This window comes from Kitasatospora sp. NPDC089913, from assembly GCF_044748625.1.
GTDB lineage: Bacteria > Actinomycetota > Actinomycetes > Streptomycetales > Streptomycetaceae > Kitasatospora.
Map to the genome: position 1 here is coordinate 122,567 of NZ_JBIVGI010000010.1, position 18,914 is coordinate 141,480.

The 18,914-nt window shown below is 63.2% G+C and carries 20 protein-coding genes; 17 read left to right on the top strand and 3 right to left on the bottom strand.

What is annotated here, in order from left to right; translation table 11 throughout:
* Nucleotides 1-257: 257 nt before the first annotated feature.
* Complete coding sequence (locus ACIPYS_RS17675; protein WP_400747089.1) at nucleotides 258-521, bottom strand: hypothetical protein; 264 nt, start codon at nucleotides 519-521, stop codon at nucleotides 258-260.
* A gap of 96 nt (nucleotides 522-617) precedes the next feature.
* Here ACIPYS_RS17675 and ACIPYS_RS17680 point away from each other — a divergent pair, with 96 nt between their 5' ends.
* The 9 genes from ACIPYS_RS17680 (at nucleotide 618) to ACIPYS_RS17720 (ending at nucleotide 11,846) form a co-directional block, all read left to right on the top strand.
* Nucleotides 618-782 (top strand): hypothetical protein, encoded by a 165-nt coding sequence (locus tag ACIPYS_RS17680; protein WP_400747091.1) that lies wholly within the window; start codon nucleotides 618-620, stop codon nucleotides 780-782.
* Nucleotides 783-4,947: 4,165 nt separating this feature from the next.
* Nucleotides 4,948-5,358: a hypothetical protein gene (locus ACIPYS_RS17685; RefSeq protein WP_400747093.1), complete on the top strand. Its 411-nt coding sequence runs from the start codon at nucleotides 4,948-4,950 to the stop codon at nucleotides 5,356-5,358.
* A 1-nt stretch (nucleotide 5,359) separates the two neighbouring features.
* Nucleotides 5,360-5,560 (top strand): hypothetical protein, encoded by a 201-nt coding sequence (locus tag ACIPYS_RS17690; protein ID WP_400747095.1) that lies wholly within the window; start codon nucleotides 5,360-5,362, stop codon nucleotides 5,558-5,560.
* A 1,106-nt stretch (nucleotides 5,561-6,666) separates the two neighbouring features.
* Nucleotides 6,667-7,473, top strand: a complete 807-nt coding sequence (locus ACIPYS_RS17695) for a hypothetical protein (RefSeq protein WP_400747097.1) — start codon at nucleotides 6,667-6,669, stop codon at nucleotides 7,471-7,473.
* Between the two features lie 309 nt (nucleotides 7,474-7,782).
* Nucleotides 7,783-8,127 carry a hypothetical protein gene (locus ACIPYS_RS17700; protein WP_400747099.1) on the top strand — a complete coding sequence of 115 codons (345 nt, stop codon included), beginning with the start codon at nucleotides 7,783-7,785 and terminating at the stop codon, nucleotides 8,125-8,127.
* Nucleotides 8,124-8,372 carry a hypothetical protein gene (locus ACIPYS_RS17705; RefSeq protein ID WP_400747101.1) on the top strand — a complete coding sequence of 83 codons (249 nt, stop codon included), beginning with the start codon at nucleotides 8,124-8,126 and terminating at the stop codon, nucleotides 8,370-8,372. Before ACIPYS_RS17700 ends, ACIPYS_RS17705 begins: the two co-directional genes overlap by 4 nt.
* A 355-nt stretch (nucleotides 8,373-8,727) precedes the next feature.
* Nucleotides 8,728-8,964 (top strand): hypothetical protein, encoded by a 237-nt coding sequence (locus ACIPYS_RS17710; RefSeq protein WP_400747103.1) that lies wholly within the window; start codon nucleotides 8,728-8,730, stop codon nucleotides 8,962-8,964.
* A 291-nt stretch (nucleotides 8,965-9,255) separates the two neighbouring features.
* Nucleotides 9,256-10,707 carry a DUF3987 domain-containing protein gene (locus tag ACIPYS_RS17715; RefSeq protein ID WP_400747105.1) on the top strand — a complete coding sequence of 484 codons (1,452 nt, stop codon included), beginning with the start codon at nucleotides 9,256-9,258 and terminating at the stop codon, nucleotides 10,705-10,707.
* Between the two features lie 329 nt (nucleotides 10,708-11,036).
* A complete protein-coding gene (locus ACIPYS_RS17720) occupies nucleotides 11,037-11,846 on the top strand; it encodes a hypothetical protein (RefSeq protein ID WP_400747107.1) in 810 nt (269 codons plus the stop codon).
* 87 nt (nucleotides 11,847-11,933) lie between these two features.
* On the opposite strand, the gene ACIPYS_RS17725 is transcribed toward ACIPYS_RS17720, so the two are convergent.
* Together ACIPYS_RS17725 and ACIPYS_RS17730 are read right to left on the bottom strand one after the other, a co-directional pair.
* Complete coding sequence (locus tag ACIPYS_RS17725) at nucleotides 11,934-12,149, bottom strand: DUF397 domain-containing protein (protein ID WP_400747109.1); 216 nt, start codon at nucleotides 12,147-12,149, stop codon at nucleotides 11,934-11,936.
* Complete coding sequence (locus tag ACIPYS_RS17730) at nucleotides 12,146-12,973, bottom strand: helix-turn-helix domain-containing protein (protein WP_400747110.1); 828 nt, start codon at nucleotides 12,971-12,973, stop codon at nucleotides 12,146-12,148. The genes ACIPYS_RS17725 and ACIPYS_RS17730 overlap by 4 nt, the downstream gene beginning before the upstream one ends.
* An 814-nt stretch (nucleotides 12,974-13,787) precedes the next feature.
* On the opposite strand from ACIPYS_RS17730, the gene ACIPYS_RS17735 reads away from it, so the two are divergent.
* The 8 genes from ACIPYS_RS17735 (at nucleotide 13,788) to ACIPYS_RS17770 (ending at nucleotide 18,895) form a co-directional block, all read left to right on the top strand.
* Complete coding sequence (locus ACIPYS_RS17735; RefSeq protein ID WP_400747112.1) at nucleotides 13,788-14,021, top strand: hypothetical protein; 234 nt, start codon at nucleotides 13,788-13,790, stop codon at nucleotides 14,019-14,021.
* Between the two features lie 16 nt (nucleotides 14,022-14,037).
* Entirely contained in the window at nucleotides 14,038-14,253 is a 216-nt protein-coding gene (locus ACIPYS_RS17740) for a hypothetical protein (protein WP_400747114.1), read from the top strand.
* Between the two features lie 323 nt (nucleotides 14,254-14,576).
* Nucleotides 14,577-15,053, top strand: a complete 477-nt coding sequence (locus ACIPYS_RS17745; RefSeq protein ID WP_400747250.1) for an NUDIX domain-containing protein — start codon at nucleotides 14,577-14,579, stop codon at nucleotides 15,051-15,053.
* A 174-nt stretch (nucleotides 15,054-15,227) separates the two neighbouring features.
* Nucleotides 15,228-16,220: a radical SAM/SPASM domain-containing protein gene (locus tag ACIPYS_RS17750; protein ID WP_400747116.1), complete on the top strand. Its 993-nt coding sequence runs from the start codon at nucleotides 15,228-15,230 to the stop codon at nucleotides 16,218-16,220.
* Entirely contained in the window at nucleotides 16,213-16,962 is a 750-nt protein-coding gene (locus ACIPYS_RS17755; protein WP_400747118.1) for a hypothetical protein, read from the top strand. Before ACIPYS_RS17750 ends, ACIPYS_RS17755 begins: the two co-directional genes overlap by 8 nt.
* Nucleotides 16,963-17,006: 44 nt before the next feature.
* Nucleotides 17,007-17,834: a hypothetical protein gene (locus ACIPYS_RS17760; protein WP_400747120.1), complete on the top strand. Its 828-nt coding sequence runs from the start codon at nucleotides 17,007-17,009 to the stop codon at nucleotides 17,832-17,834.
* On the top strand, nucleotides 17,807-18,418 hold the full coding sequence (locus ACIPYS_RS17765) for an AAA family ATPase (RefSeq protein WP_400747122.1): 612 nt from the start codon (nucleotides 17,807-17,809) through the stop codon (nucleotides 18,416-18,418). Before ACIPYS_RS17760 ends, ACIPYS_RS17765 begins: the two co-directional genes overlap by 28 nt.
* Nucleotides 18,419-18,490: 72 nt before the next feature.
* Nucleotides 18,491-18,895, top strand: a complete 405-nt coding sequence (locus ACIPYS_RS17770) for an NUDIX domain-containing protein (protein ID WP_400747124.1) — start codon at nucleotides 18,491-18,493, stop codon at nucleotides 18,893-18,895.
* Nucleotides 18,896-18,914 lie beyond the last annotated feature (19 nt).

Genomic DNA, 18,914 nt, shown 5'->3' on the forward strand with positions numbered 1-18,914 from the left:
CCGAACCTGCACCCGCAACATCAGTGGCGGGCTTAGGTGCACCCGAGCACCCTACCGGGGCGCAAGGTAGGGAGTCAGCTTCTATCCCTCATACGAGGACGCACACGGCTTCAGGCCGAACTTCAGGGCGAGCATCCGCGTCATCTCTCCCAGCGGGAGAGAACCGGGCTGGCCCGGCTTCGACCTGAGAGCCTGCCACGACTTCGGGCTACGAGCAATCGTCCTGGCCAGTCCACACCAGGAGGCCGGCGGAGGGCTCAGAACCGCCTCAGGACGTCCTCGCAGGCCCGACAGCGCCTGTTCCGCAGGTAGACCGGATACCAGGGCTCCCCGGGCCTCTCAGGCCGGTAATGGGACTGCTGCAGGGCCTCGGTGTCCAACCCGCAGAGCGTCCGCGGAAGCGGGTCCTCGAAGGCGTCGGGGTCCTGGCCGGCCGCGTGCACCAGGAGCACGTCCGACCCGCCCTCCGGGCCCCCTGCCTGGGCTTGGTCGAGTTCGAAGAGCACGATGATCCCTGCCATGAGAGCAGACTGAGCCATCACCTGGGCTCCGGCACCTTGACGGCGAACTCCGGAGGAGGGCGGAACCCAGCTACCGAAGGGCGAGGAGAAGAAATCGTGGACCAGACCGAGGCTCGCGCGGTTGCACGCGAGGCTGCCGCGGCCAGGCTGGAATCGATCTACAGCGGCCAGGTACCGGCCAGCGTGGCAGTCGAAATCGCTGATGCAGTCCTGGATGCTCTGCTGGAGAGCTGCCTGAACAAGGGGTTCGAGAAGAGCTGAGGCAGGAAGGGAGGCCCCTCTTTCGGGAGGGGCCTCCTCGTACCCGTGGCCGTCACGTTCTACAAGTCTGGGCCGCTACTCAGCTCCGGGTGCCTCGGCCTCGGCCAACTGTGCTTCCCGTGGAAAGGAACCGCTCGAACGGGTGCTGTCGAAGTTAGGGAACTCAACTGCTGTACTGTCAGCTCCGTCTCACCCCAGCTCTGACGTTGATGGGGCTACAGCCCAGAACAATCACCCCTTCGAAGTTCGGACCAGTACAAACTGCTCCGACAAATGAGCAGCCGAGGGGATTAATCGTCGGGGAGCAAGCGACCCCCACCTGTTGCAGGTCTTGAATGGTAATGCCAAGCGAGGCTGCAGTGGCCGTAACAACGGGATCGTTGGGATTCTGCACGGATCTGCAGCAGTACTGCTGAGCGACTACCTCCATGGTGCTGTGTACCGCCTGCGGCCGCGCTGAGATCGGTGTGTGGCCCACGGTGGCAGCGGGGGCGGGGACCGCCACGAAGGCCCCAACTACGGCTACAGAGGCTGTCAGGATTCCGACCCGGAATGCGCTCCGACGAAGAGACATGATGACTCCTTGGCTACCTAGGAGAGGCCTTGTGCCGGCTCCTGTTGCTTCCATCAGAAGACCAGCCTTCCGCGCCCTGCGCATGCTGTCCGAGGCATTGGAGCTATGGCCCGGTCGACCTCGAACAGCACGATGATCCCCATGAGTGAAGAGCCTGGGGCACTACTCGCCTTCGGGCATCTCGGCCTCGGCCAACTGTGCAAGTCGTGCCGGGGCTCACAGGTTCATGCTCTTGTGGTTCAGAGCGTCTGTCCGTCCTTGCCCCCGGGAGCCTCATAGTTGCGGGGAGGGACGGTCTCAACGGTCCCGTTGTTTCCCTTGCCGCCGCTGCCGCCGGGACGCCCGCTACCCCCGTTGCCCCCTTTCACGAAAGCTTTTCCAGTGCGGAGAACCTCAATTCGGCTATTGTTTCCATTTCCTCCGGACCCGCCAGGCCCGTAAGAGCCCGTGGAGGCTCCACCATCTCCGCCCGTGCCGCCATAGGCTTCAACGTTGTACTGGTCGGCAACACCGGTCTCGACGGTGATATGGTCATCATTTCCATGGCCTCCGGCGCCCCCTCTGCCGTTTGATGTCCCAGATCCACCATCGCCGCCGCGAGCTACTACAACGCTTCCGGCGCCGGTTCCGATGATCCGATCGCTATTGCCGTGACCTCCACGCCCTCCGTCACAGCTGCGGCTCGTACCGTTATATTCAGTTGCCGGGCCTCCGTGACCTCCAATCACATCAATGCGGCCATGCGCGCTAATCAAGCCCTTGTTGCCATCCCCTCCTCTGGTGCCATTCGAACAGGAGCCGCCGGGAGCGCCAGAACTTCCGCCGCCGCCACGAACGGTGATGGTGTCATTGCCACCCCCGCCGTAAATCACTCCGGTATTTCCTGCCGAGCCTGAACTGCCATCTCCTAGGCCTTCGCCACCAAGGACGGTGATCGTGTCATTGTGGCCTCGTCCGTTGATCGTTCCAGCGTTTCCCGTTACCCCGTGGGCCCGTGGGCTCAAGACGCCGTTAGGTGCGACTGCTACGTTGACGTTAATGGTGTTGTCGCCGTCCGTTCCTCCGCGTACCGTGACTCCGCTGGGAATCGCCGGACAGTTGATTACGTTGTTGCCCGGTCCGCCATTGATTTCCGAGCCAGTGACTTCGACGCCATTAACTGTGCAGGTGATGGTAGCGGCTTGGGCCTGAGTGGGGGTGGCAATCACGGCCGCTACAGCGGCCAGGGAGACCACTGCGGCCCCGATCCGGCGAGGCACCAGATCTTGGTTCATGACGACTCCTCAAGGGAGGAAGGAGACGGCCCTGTGCGGTCTCCGTGCTGTCGTCAGAACAGCATGGAATCGACACCTTGGCACTCTGACTGCCCCAACGGGGTTACCGGGCTCACTTAGAAGATGCATCCAGGCCCCTCTTGGGGGCGGGGCCTACTTGTGTCTCCAGTCAGAGAAGAGAGCTAGAGAAGACTCTTCTGTGGGGGGTATATACCACCCCCCACAAAATAGATGTATGTGTCCGCGGGGCCTGGTCGAGGACACTTCCCGTCAAAGAGTGGCCTGTATCACGCGGAGAGCCGTCGATTCATTCATTCATGGCCGCCGGAGAGCCCGCGGAGCGGCATCTCTGCCCCCGAGAGGGCCCAGAACCTCCAGGAGGCCCTGAAACTGCTTCTGAGCAGCCCTGAGCCCCTGCCGGCCACCAGGGCGGCCCTGACGCCCTCCAGCCCTCGAAAGATTCATACCCGTACAGAGGGTGAGGACGGTGCCCCCGGCGGGTCCTGTGTGCATGTATGCATGTATTACCCCCGGTAGACGTGTGGTATGGCAATGAATGAATGACGGGGGCGGGGATGAATTCATTCAGCGGGCGAGCGGGAACACGCAGGTGCGGCACCTGATCTGACGGTGCATCAGAACCGAGCCACGGGAGAGTGGCGGGGCAACCTGACGGGTCATCATTTGTGATGACCCGGTGAACATTGGCCAAGGTTCTGGTGAATTTGATAACGTAGAGATAACGATCTGAGCATAACTTTGAGTGACGATGGGCCCATGTGACGACCTGTCACATGTCCACTGTGTCCGCATATGTTCTCTCGATCTCTCCCCTAATCCCTTTAAGGGCCCTTGAGTGGGCACTCTCTGTACGTGATGGGCAGATGCGGCAAAGAATGAAACTTGAAGTGAGGGGTCATAGCTCATAGCGTTCTGGTTGTCGGAACGAGGAACACCGAAAGGCCCGGCCGGGAAGTACCGCTCCAGAAGGGGCGAGGGAAACCGGCTGACAGGCAAGTAGGGGAGTCGGACCGGCGGAGAGTGAGGTTTCCTCTCCCAAGCGCACGGCGGACCGGAGCGATACCTAGCACGCAACGGCTTTCCGGGTTCGGTGTGGTGGTTATGAGCCACCCATCGGGCTACAACAGGGAGGACGGGAAAACAGCGCCAAGGGTCGTAAGGGGATCGAAGTACCTTGACAACATCAAAGGGGCTATCAGCGGCTATAACGGGCCGCGTGTTGACCGGGACCAAACAGAGGCCGGTGAAACCGTCAGTGCGTGCGCTGGCAGGTCACTAAACCGAAAGGCCGTGAGGGAGCGGAGGACATGCGGAACTGTGAGGCAGGCCAGAGAGCCCTAGGACCGGGCCGAGGGGGCGCTTAGCGCGCGCTCACGGAGCCTGGCACCGTCAGCCGAAACGATCCTATGTGCTGCGATGACCCCGAAAGGGTGAGCAAACGGGGCAGACACGCGACTGACGTAAAACTCAACGACTGTGCAACGACCATGCGATGACCAATGCACTGATTCCAGAATGAGAGGACTGGAGAGCGAGCAGGGAGCACAGTCAAAGCGCGGCCGGGAGCGATAAAACTACCCGGCAGAGCCGTATATGGGTCACACCTGTGCGGCTTCCCATGGACCTGCCCGAAGTGGGCCCAGATTCTATGCCGGCTGACCTAAGGAGAAGTATGTCCGACACACTTGTCAAAACCCCTTGCGGTTGCGTCGTTCGGGGCGGATTCCACACATGGGAATACCGAGAGCACTGGGTTGAAGTGCTGGACCGTCATGCGGTTTTGATCCGTGCGGTACCTATGCGCGCAAATGATGCGATTGATGCGGAGGCTGGCGCTCGCGACTACATGAGGGCGAAGGGTTATGAGGTCGACCGTCTGGGGTGGGCATTTGAGGCCGTCCATTCCACCGTGGCTCGAGCCTACTGTTGCCCCTCCCGTAACCCGTGTCTGCCCTGCCAGGTCCGGGCCAGTCAACCGGCTGTAAGCCGTTAGATTCAAGGGTCCTTTTTTTCATCAGTAACTTGAAGTGAGGGGTGCAGGTGCGCGAATACCGTGTTTGGAACGAAAACGGGGATCTGCTTGGTGTGCACCGCACGCCAGGTGCCGCCGAAAGGACGGCGGGAAGCGCTCGAAAGGCATGTCAGAAGCAGTGCCGTACGAACGGGAAGGAGGTCACCTCGGGAATGGGTGACCTCCGGTGTGGAGTGCTGAGCCCTCACGGAGTTTCCATTCAGGTGGTCGAGGACGGATACACCGTCACCGGGCACATTTACTAATCAGATAGGGGAATGAACAATGTCTGAGATTCTGGTGCGTTGGGTCAAGGGCCTGTGTATGGGCTGGAATTGCCCGGAGAAGGCGACGATACAGCTCATCAACGCCTCTGGGATGAGTTCGGATGAATGTGCTGAATGCGTTCTGCGAGGAAATACGGACGGCCTGAAGATCCGCCCCTACCCGAGGAAGATGTCCATTGGTGAGCGTGAGCCCTTCATGTCTGGGATTCAGGCATCACAGCCCTTCGAAACCTACGACCGCTTTATCAACGGTGCCCGATACCGATTCGTGGTGCATTTCGAATGGTACGACCGGCGGAAGAGGGTCGGGGTGCAGGTGAGTCGCGTCGTCGGCATCGACGACGGCGGATCCCCCATCCTGGAGCCGATGCACCAGTTTGGCAAGCCGATCACTCGGTGGGGGTTCTGAAATGAGCACTGATACCCGGGTCCGCGAGTGGTGGGAGTTCAGCAGGGCGGAATTCTCGCCCGAGGATGCCCACAAGCACGCAAATTCCCAGGCTCGCTACCGCCGTGAAATCCATGCATGGGAGGCCATGGGACAGCTCGACCTGTTCTCGGATGAGCCTGCACCGACCACGGACGACCTGATCACCCTTATGGGCCTGTGAGCCCCGGAATGGAGAGCATAATGCGAAACTTCCTGGCCCGTGTCGCCCTGCTGGGAGCCATTACGGCATCGGCCTTCGTGGGGTACGCGATGGGTCACGTGCCTACGCCTGATACGTCCGTGAGCACGTTCAACGACGGATTTTCGGATTCCAAGCTGGATGACTGTGACCAGGGATTCCAGCCTGCCTGTGACTGGATATCCATTCACTGAGTGACGCGCTTTGGTCCGGCCGGGCACGACTCGGCCGTTCTATGGCTTGTCAGTCGACAACCTTTTCCGTCCCCCTATCGCCTATGGAGACGCAATGTACGTTGCCCACATTGGACCCGCTTGGCACCGCGTTATGAACGACTACGCGGAAGCTGTCGCGTACGCGGCCTCTTACGGTCTCCCGTCCGTGTTCGTGGAACTGAACCTGTACAAGAACCGGTATCGCAACCGCGCCCGCTGATTTCTCCCGCCCGTACTTCCCAATGAAAGGCGCCATCATGCTCAACCTTGTCTGTGAACGGAGATTCCATGCGTGAGAGTAGTCGTCGCCTGACCGTCCGACTTTTGAAGGCGCAGAGCGAAGGGGCCGTAATCTGCGAATGGGCCACTATGACGCCCGTGAGGTACTTGCCCCGGAGTCCTAGTGATGGCTATCCGTGGGCTGTGTATGACGAACCGGTCGATGCATATACCTACCTGCGTGCCCGCGCCTGCGTCTCGGTATGGCCTGACGGGACATGGGAAAGCTCATGGGGTGAGGTAGTTACTCGCGACAAGCCGTGGACTCCTTACACGGTCGTCTACCACTGGTGTGAGGAATACCGGCTAGAAATCTCTGACCCGTATTGGCCTGACCCTAAGGGTGAGGCTATCCAGGTGTGGGCCCCGGATGTCGATTCGGCGGGAGATTTTGCAGAGGCATTGGCCTGGAAGAAATTGGGCGATAAGGCCGTACACCTGGAGCACGTGCTATGTCTTCGCGGTCACGCCTACGCCGTTGGGGACAACTGAATCCGTCTGACCCGCTTTGCTCCGGGCCGCCGTGGTCACCACGGCGGCCCTTTGCATGGCCTGTCAGCCGACAGGACCACCGTCCAGCCGAAAGGCAAGTAGATGAGCGACTGGACCGATACCCGAGAGGGCTTCGCCCGACTCGGAGACGAGTACACCCCCGACTACCGGGGATACGTGATCAACGTTCGCGATGAGGGTGAGGACTGGTACATCTACGCATGGGATGACCGAAATGGAGTGACCTCATACCTGGCCAGGGCTGCCACGGAGAACGCAGCGCGGGAACTCCTGGAGTTGTACGCGGGGATCAAGCAGTCGGGCTTTCTGTGTGACATCTATGTGAGTGAGGCGGTTGGGCACTGCCCGGAGAGCGCGGTTTTCGTCGAATGGACGCACTCCAAGCGAGACTCGGGGAAGCAGGTCCATATTCTCCAGTGTGCCCGTCATTCTTTCCTTCACGACCCCACGTGGACGCGTACGCCTATTCCGGAGTACCGCGATGAATGGGGGATCGACGTGGAGGACACAGGCATCATCGGCGGTCGACGGGGCCCTCTCCGCGACGGCGAACCTACATGGGTGGTGCTGGTGGACAACACTTGCCAGGCGCCGTTCATCCGGGCCACGCTCCGTCGGGCCCTTGCAGCCTCTGAGTCGGTGTGGGCGGGCACCGACCACGTGAATGCGGCGGTGCACCTCTCACACAACCTGCCGGACGAAGGCCCGTGGACACTGACCCGGACGGAGCTGCACACGATTGCAACTGCGGTGAAGCGTCGTTCGAAATGGGGCCGGGGTGTTTGGTGCCCGGGGACCGGTGAGGACGAACACCACGCTGTGATCGCCCAGCGAATCACTGAGGCGAGCGAGCACGCGATCCGCCGCCGTCAGCAGGGCCTCAGCTAGTCGCCTGCGTGACCACCAGGACCCCCGCCATCGCGGCCGGCCTCTCCCCCGGGGAGAAGTCTGCCCCGCGGCCGGCCACGGGTTCTGGTGGTGGCGCTGGCCACTAGACAGAGAGGGCGGTCAGATGCCGTACGCCAACAACTACTCGGGAACGTGCAGCAACAATTGCGGTCGAGAGGCCGTTACGTGGGTTGGAATCGAGCGGTACGAGGATCCGTGGCACTCCCGCTACCCGCATTGCGAACCGTGCGCGGAGAAGTGGACCAGCGACCCGGACCTTAAGACTCGGACCCGCCCGATTCGTAAGGGATGACCGTGGAACCGACGGATGAAGAGGTCCGGGCGTACATGGTGGAAATCGGAATGCGCGACCGCGACAACACCTCTGAGGTCACCCCGCCAGAGATCCGCTACTTCCAGAATTACAAGCCGGCCCATGACGCTCGGACGGCAAAGGAGAGGGCCGAGCAAGAGCAAAGGGACGCTCGATGGGTCGTCATTGAGGAATCAAGCCAGCGGGCGCGGGAGCATGCTCACCACATGAAGGCTTGCCGCGTATGGGGCAATGCAAACGGTTTCAAGGTAGGCACACGCGGGGCCATCCCCAAGGAAGTACGTCAGGCATACAAGGAAGCGACAGGAGTAGAGCTGTGAGCATGGTCAAGCGGTATTGCCAGGATGCGGAAGCGGTTGAGGATAAGGCCGTTGAAATCGCTCGGATAGAGAGCGCCCGGGAAAGCCTGGCGGCGCTGGCGGTGCTGTTCCAGGAATGCGGCAGGCTCGCCGCCGAGTACCCCAAGCCGGAACGAGTGGTTGGAATGCTGGTCGAGGACGTCATGGATACCTGGCAGGCGGAACGGTGGAAGCTTCGACGCATGGCGGAGTTGGTTGCCGCGTGAGTCCCGTACCCCACCCGATATTCGGCAGGGTCGTCCTGGCCTCTCGCTCGAAGACCTCTGTTCCGGAGATGTGGCAGGAATTCCTTCTGGGATTCCTGCCACTTTGCATTGCGGACCTCAAGGCCAAATCAGCCGAGCACCGAGAGGTTGTGAGGCAGCGGGCCCTTGAGCAGATTGCTTCTCATGGTGACGTCGCTCAGTTCGGAGGAAAGGGGCGAGCGGAAGCACGGGTGGGCATTGCCCAGGGCCTTGCGGTCCTCGCCTTTTCCGAAGGTGGAGTCACGGCCCTAGGGATTCATGCCTGCACTGAAGCTCATGAGGGTTGCCCCGAAATCATGGAGAAGGAGAACTAGAGATGACCGGATATTACGCCAGTTTCGAAATCAAGCTCGCCCTTGAGGACGCCCGGGACCTGATAGCGGAGGAGTTGACCGACAGCGAGAATTACATGGACTTGATGGACCTTTTCGCCGCCACCTTCAAGAAGGCGCTGAGGGACCCTGAGGTCGACTTCGGGGCTGTCGTGAAGGATGAATACGAGGGGGCGAAAACGGTGGATGAAGTCAAGAGCTGGTGGGGCGGCTGGAAGTAACTGCGGTCGCTTTTGGTGAAGGCTGGGCCCTGGGGGTCCAGCCTTTGCCATGGGCACCCGTACGCAAGGGAGAATCTGAAATGGCAATGAAGCGGATCGTTAAGACGTTCTGCAATGCGTGCTGGAACAAGAATGGAGTGGAGATCGACGCTGTCTCTCGGCTCACGCTCGGGGTCAGGGAATGGGACCTGTGCGAAGAACATGGGGAACGGTTCGGGGAATGGTTGGGCGGAGCCCTGGACGTGGTAGAGCCCCTCGGCGTCAGCGCCTAACAGAGAAAGGGAGATAATCATGAGTGCGTTCGAGAGTATGAAGTTTGGCCCCCTCGGGGATGCGGTCGAAGCCGCTATGCCCACCAGCGAAGCGGACCCTATCGGGGTGTGGGCTGGTTGCCTGTCGCTGTTCTCATCAGCGATCAGTCGTGCCGTGCGCCTGGAGAGTGGACGCCCGGTGGTGGTGTGGACGGTCCTGGCGGGTCGATCCGGGGCGGGCGGAAAGGGGACTGCGCTTACTACCTCGATGCGGATCCTCCAACCGGTGATCGGTGGTTTTCTCTCCGCACGGACCCGGGAGGGCGTGGCTTCTGGCCCCTCCCTGGTCGATATGTTGAACAAGTTCGAGCTGGAGACGGCCGGCCAGTTGGACGGGATCGACGGGCGCGTTCTGCTGCTGGAAGAGGAGTGGGCGGAGGTGCTGAAGCTTCAACGGCGCTGCCCTCGGTTCTCAACGCTCTTCCGCAAGGCGTGGGACGGCAAGACGATCTCCAACCGGACGAAGAAGGAAGGGCTTCAGGCAGTTGCCCGCCCGCTGGTCGGTTTCCACGCCCACATCACCCCCGGCGAGTGGGCGGCCTACGTGTCGGCGAAGGAGGCCCTGGGAGGCTCGTTCAACCGGCTGCTGCCCATCTTGGTGGAGCGGTCGAAAATGCTGACGCACGATCAAAAGCCGGGTTCGGTTGACGTGCGGGCCATCCGGGAGGCGTTCGAGTGGGCGGTTCGACAGAACCGCGTCATGGAGTTCGAACGCCCGGCTGGCGAGCGGTACGACGAAATCCGTGCGTTGGTCGAGGACCGGATGGCCGAACTTCCGGAGTTGCTGGCCAGCTACATGGAACGGGCGGCCGAGCAGGTGCACAGGATCGCGGCTGTTCTCACCGCAACCACGAAGCGGACGAAGATCACCAGGAAGGCGGTAGACGCGGCCTGGGCCTTTGTCTCGTACTCGATGAACAGCGTGGAGAAGTTGGTGAAGGAGGCCGCCGACCAGGGCGGCAAGCCGATGAAGTCGAAGGAGGACCTGGTTCGGGAGGTCCTGGTTCGCTACGACGGGGAGGCCACCAGCACGATGGTCCTGCGGGCGCTCGGAACGAAGGTGACGGCCGCCTCCTTGAAGGAAGCGGCCGAAGGCATGCCCGACGTGGAGGCCGTGAAGAGGCGGCTGCACGCACGTGGCGCCCCGGCGACGATCTACCGCCTGGTGGACCCGAAGATCGGTGAGGTCGAGGAGGTTGCGGCCGCACCCATCCCGTTGGCCGTGAAGACGGTCGAGGCTGCGGTTCAGCCGGCGGTGAAGGTCAAGGGGAGGAAGGCCGGGAAGTCCAAGGGGAAGCCGAAGCTGACCGTGGTCGTGGCTAACTCGAAGCCGGAGCGGCCGGTCTTGGACCCCGCTCTCGTTTGCAAGGTTCCGCGGAAGCCCCCGGCTGCTGTCGAACGGCCAGCTAACCCCATCCTTGCCCTCCTGTGACCCACCGCCTCCGAGGGCGTCCGCAGGGGCATTTGCAGTGCACCGAATGCCGGGCCGGATTCCTCGACCAGGATTCGGCCCGGCGATCGCAACAGCCCTGCTATGAGCAGCCGTTGCCTCACGGCCACCCCTATTCGCGAGAGCACATCGTTTACCCGACCTGGTACGACCGGGGCAATGGTCACGGGCCGGACCGCCTGTGTGACGACACCGGGTGCATTTGCATGCGCCACACCTGTGACTGCGACGTGTGCACGGACCAGCTCCGAGTAACCGTGCTGAACACCCTTGACGACAGCCAAGAAGGCCGGACCGGAAAGAGAGACGCCATGAGCCACGAGATTCTTACCCACATGCCCGCCGCGCTGCGGAAGCACGCTACCGACAAGATGGAGTGCGAGACGCCCGGACAGTTCGACCTGATGAACGCCTGCAAGAACCTGGACATGGGGAAGTCGAACAACTCCACTAAGGTCCCGTTGACGAATGACGCCCTTGGGGCTCTCCTGGAAATCTGCCGGGACTGGCTGGCCGACCGGAATTTTGGCAAGGTGACGGCCGCAAAGAGCGTGTTGATCCGCCATGAGCTGGACTACGTTCCCGTTGACCCCCGCGAACGCCGGCACGAGGTCAAGTTCCCAGCCTCGCTCGCCCACTACCTGAGCAAGGAGAAGGCGATGGGTGAGGCCCCCGGCATCCTGGAGGATCTTGAGCGCTGCACCTGGGCCAAGACCAGCACTCAGGGGCGAGTTCGATACGAAACCCTGACGTGGATGCTGAAGCAGGCCGAGGCGTGCAGCATCCACCTGAGCGGGCCCGAGCAGAGGGCCGGGAAGAAGTTCATCGCCACCTACCTGCCCACATGGGAGGAGACCGGCCGCCTGGTCGCCAAGTTCGACCTGGCGCCGACCAAGGTCGAGGTCATCGAGGACCAGGAGCCGGGGGAGATTCGGGAGGTCGAGGAACCGGCCGCCGAGCTGGCCGACGACCAGGAGACCGCGGTGGAGGTCACCCCCGAGCCGGCCGGAAAGTTGGTGGTCGGCCCGGTCCCCGAGAACTTCATCTACATGGCGGAGCACGCCGACACTGCGACGGCGCGGGCCTGGTGGGCTCGCAAGGTGGCCTCCTGGGGCCGGTAACCCTTCTGGTGAGGGGATCGGCTGATGACAGAAGGCCCCCGCCCAACAGGGCGGGGGCCTTCCTGGTCCTGGTTCTGGTGGCCCGGTTCAGATTTCGCCGAACTCCCCGGCTTGGATGCCTGCGATGAACGACTTCCACGCGCCGGCTGGGAAGACGAGAGCGGGACCCTTCGGGTCCTTCGAGTCACGGACGGGCATGACGCCGATGTACCCGTCGGCGACCTCCACACAGTTGCCCCCGTTGTTACTGCGAGAGGACTTCCGCCACCTGGCGTCGGTCAGGTCGAGGTTTGGGCCGATCATTGGGGGTCCTTCCGAGCAGCGCGGATCATGGCGAGTGAGGCCGCCTTGGAGAGCGACTCCACCTGGAGCTGATCGTAGTCACTACCCCACGCGTCAACGGTCCTACGGTCTCGTTCCAGGATGCCACGAGCTTGTGACTCGGCATAGCCGATGACTGACCGGTCGCGCAAGGTCAGTAGCACAACTGGCATCGTGAACGGGATGTGCTCCCCCAGGGCCGCAGGAGCAACTTGAATTGTGAAGCCAGGCCGCTCCGCCAGCCTCTCCAGGTGCTGAAGTTGGTCGCGCCAGATGGCCGCACTTCCGACCGGCCGGCGGATGCAGCTCTCGTCCATGACCGCGTGCACGGACGGAGCTCCTTCACCTCGGAGAACCCGCTGCCGGTTCATGAGGAACCGCACTCGTTCGGTGGCCTGGCTGGCGGTGATGCTTCGCCTTAACACGGCAGCGTTGGCCAAGGCAGAGGCGTATGCCTCGGTTTGGAACAAGCCCGGGACTACGTTCAGTTCAAACGTCCGTATGAGCTTGCAACGGGCCTCCTCCTTGACGAACTCCTCGAAGCCCTCCAGCAAGCTGGCGTTTTCGATCTGACGCCACAGCTCCCAGAACATCCGTCCGGTCCCGAGCGCTCGGTCGGCCGCCACTGCGAAGTTAAGAGTTACAGGCTTCTTCGCTCCTTCAATGTACGAGATGAGCCCGTGACTGAAGCCCATGAGGTTGCCAAGCTTGGCCTGAGAGAGCCCCTTTGCGCGTCTTGACCTGCGAAGTTCATTGCCAAAGCGGATGGCAGGAGATGACACATGCTCTGGTTCCACGATCTCCACGGTTGGCCCTCACCTTGTAACTCGTCAGAACTGTCAAGGGTTGAAGCCTTCCGAGCGTAGATCCTGACGGTCCACCATGGCTACACGAAGCGATGGCGCGAAAGCGAAGCGCAACCCTGGAGCCCCCATGCCCCCACGTGCGAGAAGGTGCACGCATCAACCCCAAGTCGGCGAAATTGTCCGGGACTTGGCCCACAAAGGAGCGTCCGGCAGGCCGCTGGAGGGGGTCTACATGGACAGCCTCAAGGGGGAGTCCTACCTGCGCCCCGAGGCCGGCGGTTGCGAGTGGACGACCCTGCCGGAGCACATTCGACCGCTCCCCGAACCGCGACGAGTCGAGGTTCAGCACCCCAGCCGGCCGCGAACCGCAGGTGAGATTGGAGACGCGTGAAGCACCACAGCAAGTTGCCCCAACTCGGCATCGTGGGACCCGTGATGTACTCCATCGTCGTTGCGGTCAGCGCTGTCGTCGCCCTCGGCGTCGGCTGGCCGATCCGACACGGCCCGCGGGGGCCCTGGTGCTTGGTGGTCGGACTCGTGTTCTCGGCCTGCTCGATCGGGGCCCTCCCGATCTCCGACAAGTGGTTGCGCCGTAGACAGGAGGGAGAGCCGTGACGGCCCGCACCGGCCGTCTGGGGAGATGCGTTCCTTGCGGGGGCAAGCGGCGGCAGGTGGCGCCGGGCTACTACGCGCTGAATCGGCAAGGCGACTTGGTCAGCGTCCCTGTCTGCGGCAACTGCTCGGCGACGCTCGACAGATTCATTCACCGGACTGAGCTGGTTGCTCAACTCCCGCCGAGGACGGGGGACTGGGAGTGAACCGCCCGGCCGACCTCGACCAGCAGCTTGCTGAGCTGTACGAGCGGGCCGGCTTCCGGGTCGAGGTCGAGGCCCGCGGACGTCGGATCCAGCTTCGCAGCCTTCTCGACGGACCGTTCGATCCGAACGCGCCGGGGCTACTCATGCTCCGCGACGGAACCGCCGAGGTCGAGCGCGACGGCCGGCTCGTTCAGGTCCGCCCCCCACTGGCCCGGAAGCGGCCCGCTTGATCCCCAAGGAGTAACTATGTCTGAGGCATTGCGAGTTGTTCGGGTCCAGGTGATCCCCGCGGAGGGCTACGTCCTGGAGATCGAAGGGAGTACCGAGACGCCCTTGGTCACTGCGGATGATGCCGAAAAGCACTTGGCCGGGTCCGTCGACTACGAGGTGCGTGCCGTGCTCGGCATCGCCAAGGACGTGCCCCTCACGCTCTTTGTCGTACTGCCCGACGAACTGGCCTGACCCAAGCCCCCGCCGCGTTCCTAGCTGCCCTAGCAGCGCGGCGGGTACCAGCCCCGCCGTGTCGACCGACACGGCGGACCCCGCCCCCTGGCATGCGGTGCACAGGGGGGAACCCCGTCTCTGGAACGACGGGGTAGCCCCGCCCGTCCTGCCACCCACAGCGGGACGGGCGGGGCCACATGCCCGAAAGGGGACACCGCACATCCCCCTTCGGGAAGCTCCGGGCGATTCCTCCCGTGAGCGCCCCCGCCCGTTTACGCCCCCAGCAGGACGGGCGGGGGTCCCCCTTTCTCCATCCCTCCTGCGCGAATCGAGCAGCCATGATGGACACGATCCTCGCCAGTCCGCCCCGGAGGCGGTCCGACCACTACGCACTCGTTCGCAACGTTGAGGGTGCTGTTCTGATGGTGGCCACCACCTACCAACGTGGTCTGGTGCTTCCGGGAGGCAGTGCCGAGTCCAACGAACTTCCACACCTGGCGGCCCGACGTCACGTGGAGATCGTGACCGGGCTCGTGCTTCCCCTCAAGGACGTCGTGGCCGTCGACCACACGGAAGGCAACGTCTTCCCCGAACGGCTGACGCTGGTCTTCGACGGCGGGACGGCGACGGAGGACCACGAAGCGGCGGTGATGCGGCACCTCCTCCCGGACGACGTCAAGTCCCTGTTCTGGGTCAAGGGTCACGACATTCCGATTTTGATGGACCCGCACTATGCCCGCCTGGTCGAGCAGGCCCTCACCGCGGTCGACCGTCGTACGGTTCTGCCCTTGCTCCTGGGCGGCATGCCGGCGATCTGACTTCCCGAACTCCGGCAGACCAACTCCCTCCCCCCCACAGGGTTGGTCTGCCGGGTACAACTCCCGCTTGTGTCACGTGACTACTGATCCTGCGGGGGCCGGCGCTGACCGAGGAGGACGGTTAGCGCCGGTTGTCTCCACCTGGACACCAACCATCGGCAGGGAGGAAATTCCATGACCGACCTCGGACTTCCGAGCGTCCCGCCCCGGACATCCACCGAGCTGGGCAACGGCATCAGCTTCGGTAGGGGGCACCACTTCACTGCGGCTCCCGGTCTCGACATCCAGGCACTTGTCGAACGAGCGACCGCACCCCTCTCCGTGATCCTCCAGGTCACCAAGCGTTGTGACTTCGACTGCACGTTCTGCTCCGAGACGTTGCAGCTCCCGGATCCCACGCTCGCCCACCTGGAGACCATGCGGGACAACCTAGCCGGAACGAAGCGACTCTTCCTGTCCGGTGGGGAACCGCTCATGCGGAAGGACTTCGGAGAGATCGTCGACATGTTCGCCGACGAGGATTTCGTCCTGGCGGTGCCGACCAACGCCACCCATGGCCTTCAGCACGCGAAGCGGATAGCCGGGAAGGTCGCGTTCGCAAACATCGGCCTGGAGGGGCCCCGCGGAATCACGAACCGTGTCCGGGGCGACTACGACAAGGTGATGCCGGGCATTCGGGCGCTTCAGGCCGAAGGGATCCCGATCTCCCTGTCCTCGGTCGTATACCGCTCCACCCTCTCAGCGCTCCAGTTCACGGCGCAGATTGCCGATGTTCTCGACGCCGGGAAGGTCAAGCTGATCATGCCGCTCAGGAAGGGCAACGCCCTCAAGCTCGACCCGAACGAGTTCATCACCGATGCAGAGGCCGAAGAGACCTTCGGCCGGCTCCTTGAGCTGCGGACCACGATGCAGTGGAGCCCCGCGATCCGCCTCACCACCTGGACCCCCGAGAACGAGGGTCACATGATCGTTGTCGAGCCCAACGGCACGACCAACGCCTGGCCCGTCTACGACCAGAAGGACCTGTTCGAACCGCTCGGAAACCTGCTGGAAGAGCCGATCGACGAGATCTGGAGGAGGTACCGCTTCAAGCGGAACCACTTCGCCAAGTACCTCGGTGCCTCGATCCGCTCCACCGCGCATGCGGGGACGGCCTCCGGTGCGTGAGTTCACGAACCTGGGCTGGCCTGAAATCCCCTTCAGCGCGGACCAACGGCCCGTCGCCAGGCATGTACGGCTGACCGCGGGTTTCGCAGTGCAGTGGACGGACGACGGCGAACGGGCAGTCCCCCTTGCCATCGCTGCCGTGTTCGTCCCGGTCCACCGGACCGCCACCACCATCCTTGACCCGACCACCGCTCACTTCGGCTACCGGGTGGTTGTCGCCGGCGCCGAGGACCAGGCCGCACTTGTGGACGTGGTCGACGAGCTACTCGTCCAGGCCCGACGCGATGCCGCCGGTATCGGGTGGCACGCCTTCCTCGACGACGCCCATGCCCTGATCAACTATGCCGGCGGGCGGACGCGCGGCATCAGCGCCATGGTCGAGGCATGGGCCGATCGCAGGGTCCGCGAGCCTGGAACGGCGCCGCTCGTTGACACGGCCGAAGACGTCGATCTCGACGGATGGTCGGTCCTGGCCGCATGTCGCGCCGTAAGGCTCCACTGCCCGGTCGGGGACGGCGGGCTGATCCCCCCCAACCATATCCAGGATCTTGCTGAGACCGACCCGGCGGGCGCTGTCGAGAAGTTCGGCAGTTCAGCGCTCCTCCAGGCCCTGGCAGTGGCTCTGCTGGCCGGAAAGCAGAAGGGTCTGCTTGACTGGCCGGACGGGTTCGACCTCGGCCAGCTTGCAACCGCGGTCGCCTGGGATGCCTTCCCCACGGTCTTCAACGCCGGTGCCCCCTAGGGTCGATAGCGTCCATGTGGGGCCCGGCCAGACCGGGCCCCACCATGTCGGCCGCAAAGAACGAAGGCACGCAGTTGTTCACGATCAGCACCCTTACCAAGCCCCTCGACCCACCGCGTGCGACGCGGGCGGCAACTCGTGTGGCATCCGTCGATGTCGAGTGGACCAAGAACTATCGGATCAAGAACGGCAACAGGCCGTTCTGCCTGTCGATCGTGTGGATCGACATCCCAGCAGGGGACCAAGTGGTCGATGTGGCACGCCTGCCGTACGACTTCAGCAGTTTCTATGTGGAGAGCGCGGAAGAGGTCCCTGACCTCGTCAGTACCGCCGGAGGCGTCCTTCGCACCGCACTGGACAGTGCCGATCTGCTGACCGGACACCAGTTGTGTGCCGACCTCGGCGTCCTCGCCGCACACAGCGCACCGGCCCCAGTGACTGAGGCCCGGGAGGCTTGGCACGGACGGCGGACCGTACCCGAAGCCGGGCCTCGCATTGTCGACACCCGGTACGACTCCGGCGACCTTCTCACCGGCACGTCCCGCCGACTGGTCGACGTCTGTACCGAACTTGGTCTCGACGTGACCCAGCCGGAGCTTCGGGGCACGTCGATGACCGCGCTCCACCGTCAATGGCTGGAGAGGGGTGACACAGAGGCTCGTGAACGGGTGAGCACGTTGAACCTGCGCCACTCCCTGTCAACCGCCCTTGTCGCCGCCGCGGTCGCAGGACTCACCTCTTGGAGCGGAACCAGGCCGAACGTGAACAGCATGATCGCCCACCAGGCAGCCGGCCGTTGGGGCTGGCTCCAATCCGAGACGTTCAAGAACCTGTCGGAGGATCAATGCCCATCCGGGACTGCGCGGTCGTAGCCGTCGAAGGTACGGCGGCGGCTGGCAAAACCACCCTGGTCCATGCCCTCGCTGCCCACTACCGCGAACAAGGCGTCAACGTCACGGCCACCGGGGAACCCGCAAGGGTGAGTCCCTTCATGGAGGAAATCGTCCTCCATAACAAGGGCGATTTCGATCTCGTCGCCGAGCTCGACACCTTCGCGGTGCAGCTCACCACCACCATGCGGGCCGCACGCAACCATAGTTTGCTGATCACCGACAAGACGCCGGCCAACGTCTTGGCGTATGCCAGGCTCGTCCTGGACCAGGACGACCCGCACGTTCGCGCCGTCCTACGGTCGGTCGAGTCCCTGTGCAACTCCTGGATGCCTCTTGCATACGAGGCGGTGATCCACTGTCGTGACCACTACGACCAGGAGGCCGGCGGGGACCGCTTCCGAGCGAAGGTGCTCGACCTTCAGGACGAGACCGAGACGGCCGTCTACGAGGCGATCCGGGCCACTGGCGTGCCGGTCCTCGACCTCCCGCAGGGACTTACCACACAGGCCCGTGTCGAGTGGATCGCCAAGGCGCTTCACGGCAATGGCATCAACGTCCACTGATGTGGCCTATCGTCCTTCTGAGACACATCTCCGGAGGACCAGGTGCAGCCCCAACGCCCAATCAACGACGCCATGCTCATCCTTGAACGTGACGGTCTTGTCCTGCTGGCCGAACGCGCCAACACCGGCTACAGCGACGGCCTTCTCAACCTCCCCAGCGGGAAGATCGAGGAGGACGAGGACGTGATCTCGGCAGCGATCCGTGAGGCCCAAGAAGAGGTGGGCATCAGGGTCGACCGAGAAGCTGTCCAGATCGTTCACGTGATGCACTACCGCAACCCCGAGGGTGAAGCGCGCGTTGGTTGGTTCCTCGCCGCCTCCGAGTGGGACGGTGAGCCGTACAACGCCGAGCCGGCCAAGTGCGCCGGAGTCGACTGGTACCCGATCAACGACCTCCCCGAGAATGCCCAGCCCTATAACAAGGCCGGAATCGATCGGTACCTCAAGGGCGAGCGGTATTCCGTGGTCGGCTGGTAGATCGGAAACACGGAAAGGC

Bases quoted from the DNA above. Each gene is read 5' to 3' on its own strand.
- ACIPYS_RS17700 (WP_400747099.1), top strand. From the start codon at position 7,783: ATGACCGTGGAACCGACGGATGAAGAGGTCCGGGCGTACATGGTGGAA.
- ACIPYS_RS17690 (WP_400747095.1), top strand. From the start codon at position 5,360: ATGAGCACTGATACCCGGGTCCGCGAGTGGTGGGAGTTCAGCAGGGCG.
- ACIPYS_RS17745 (WP_400747250.1), top strand. From the start codon at position 14,577: ATGGACACGATCCTCGCCAGTCCGCCCCGGAGGCGGTCCGACCACTAC.
- ACIPYS_RS17720 (WP_400747107.1), top strand. From the start codon at position 11,037: ATGAGCCACGAGATTCTTACCCACATGCCCGCCGCGCTGCGGAAGCAC.
- ACIPYS_RS17725 (WP_400747109.1), bottom strand. From the start codon at position 12,149: ATGATCGGCCCAAACCTCGACCTGACCGACGCCAGGTGGCGGAAGTCC.
- ACIPYS_RS17710 (WP_400747103.1), top strand. From the start codon at position 8,728: ATGACCGGATATTACGCCAGTTTCGAAATCAAGCTCGCCCTTGAGGAC.
- ACIPYS_RS17750 (WP_400747116.1), top strand. From the start codon at position 15,228: ATGACCGACCTCGGACTTCCGAGCGTCCCGCCCCGGACATCCACCGAG.
- ACIPYS_RS17715 (WP_400747105.1), top strand. From the start codon at position 9,256: ATGAGTGCGTTCGAGAGTATGAAGTTTGGCCCCCTCGGGGATGCGGTC.
- ACIPYS_RS17770 (WP_400747124.1), top strand. From the start codon at position 18,491: ATGCTCATCCTTGAACGTGACGGTCTTGTCCTGCTGGCCGAACGCGCC.
- ACIPYS_RS17765 (WP_400747122.1), top strand. From the start codon at position 17,807: ATGCCCATCCGGGACTGCGCGGTCGTAGCCGTCGAAGGTACGGCGGCG.
- ACIPYS_RS17685 (WP_400747093.1), top strand. From the start codon at position 4,948: ATGTCTGAGATTCTGGTGCGTTGGGTCAAGGGCCTGTGTATGGGCTGG.
- ACIPYS_RS17695 (WP_400747097.1), top strand. From the start codon at position 6,667: ATGAGCGACTGGACCGATACCCGAGAGGGCTTCGCCCGACTCGGAGAC.
- ACIPYS_RS17760 (WP_400747120.1), top strand. From the start codon at position 17,007: ATGTCGGCCGCAAAGAACGAAGGCACGCAGTTGTTCACGATCAGCACC.
- ACIPYS_RS17740 (WP_400747114.1), top strand. From the start codon at position 14,038: ATGTCTGAGGCATTGCGAGTTGTTCGGGTCCAGGTGATCCCCGCGGAG.
- ACIPYS_RS17675 (WP_400747089.1), bottom strand. From the start codon at position 521: ATGGCAGGGATCATCGTGCTCTTCGAACTCGACCAAGCCCAGGCAGGG.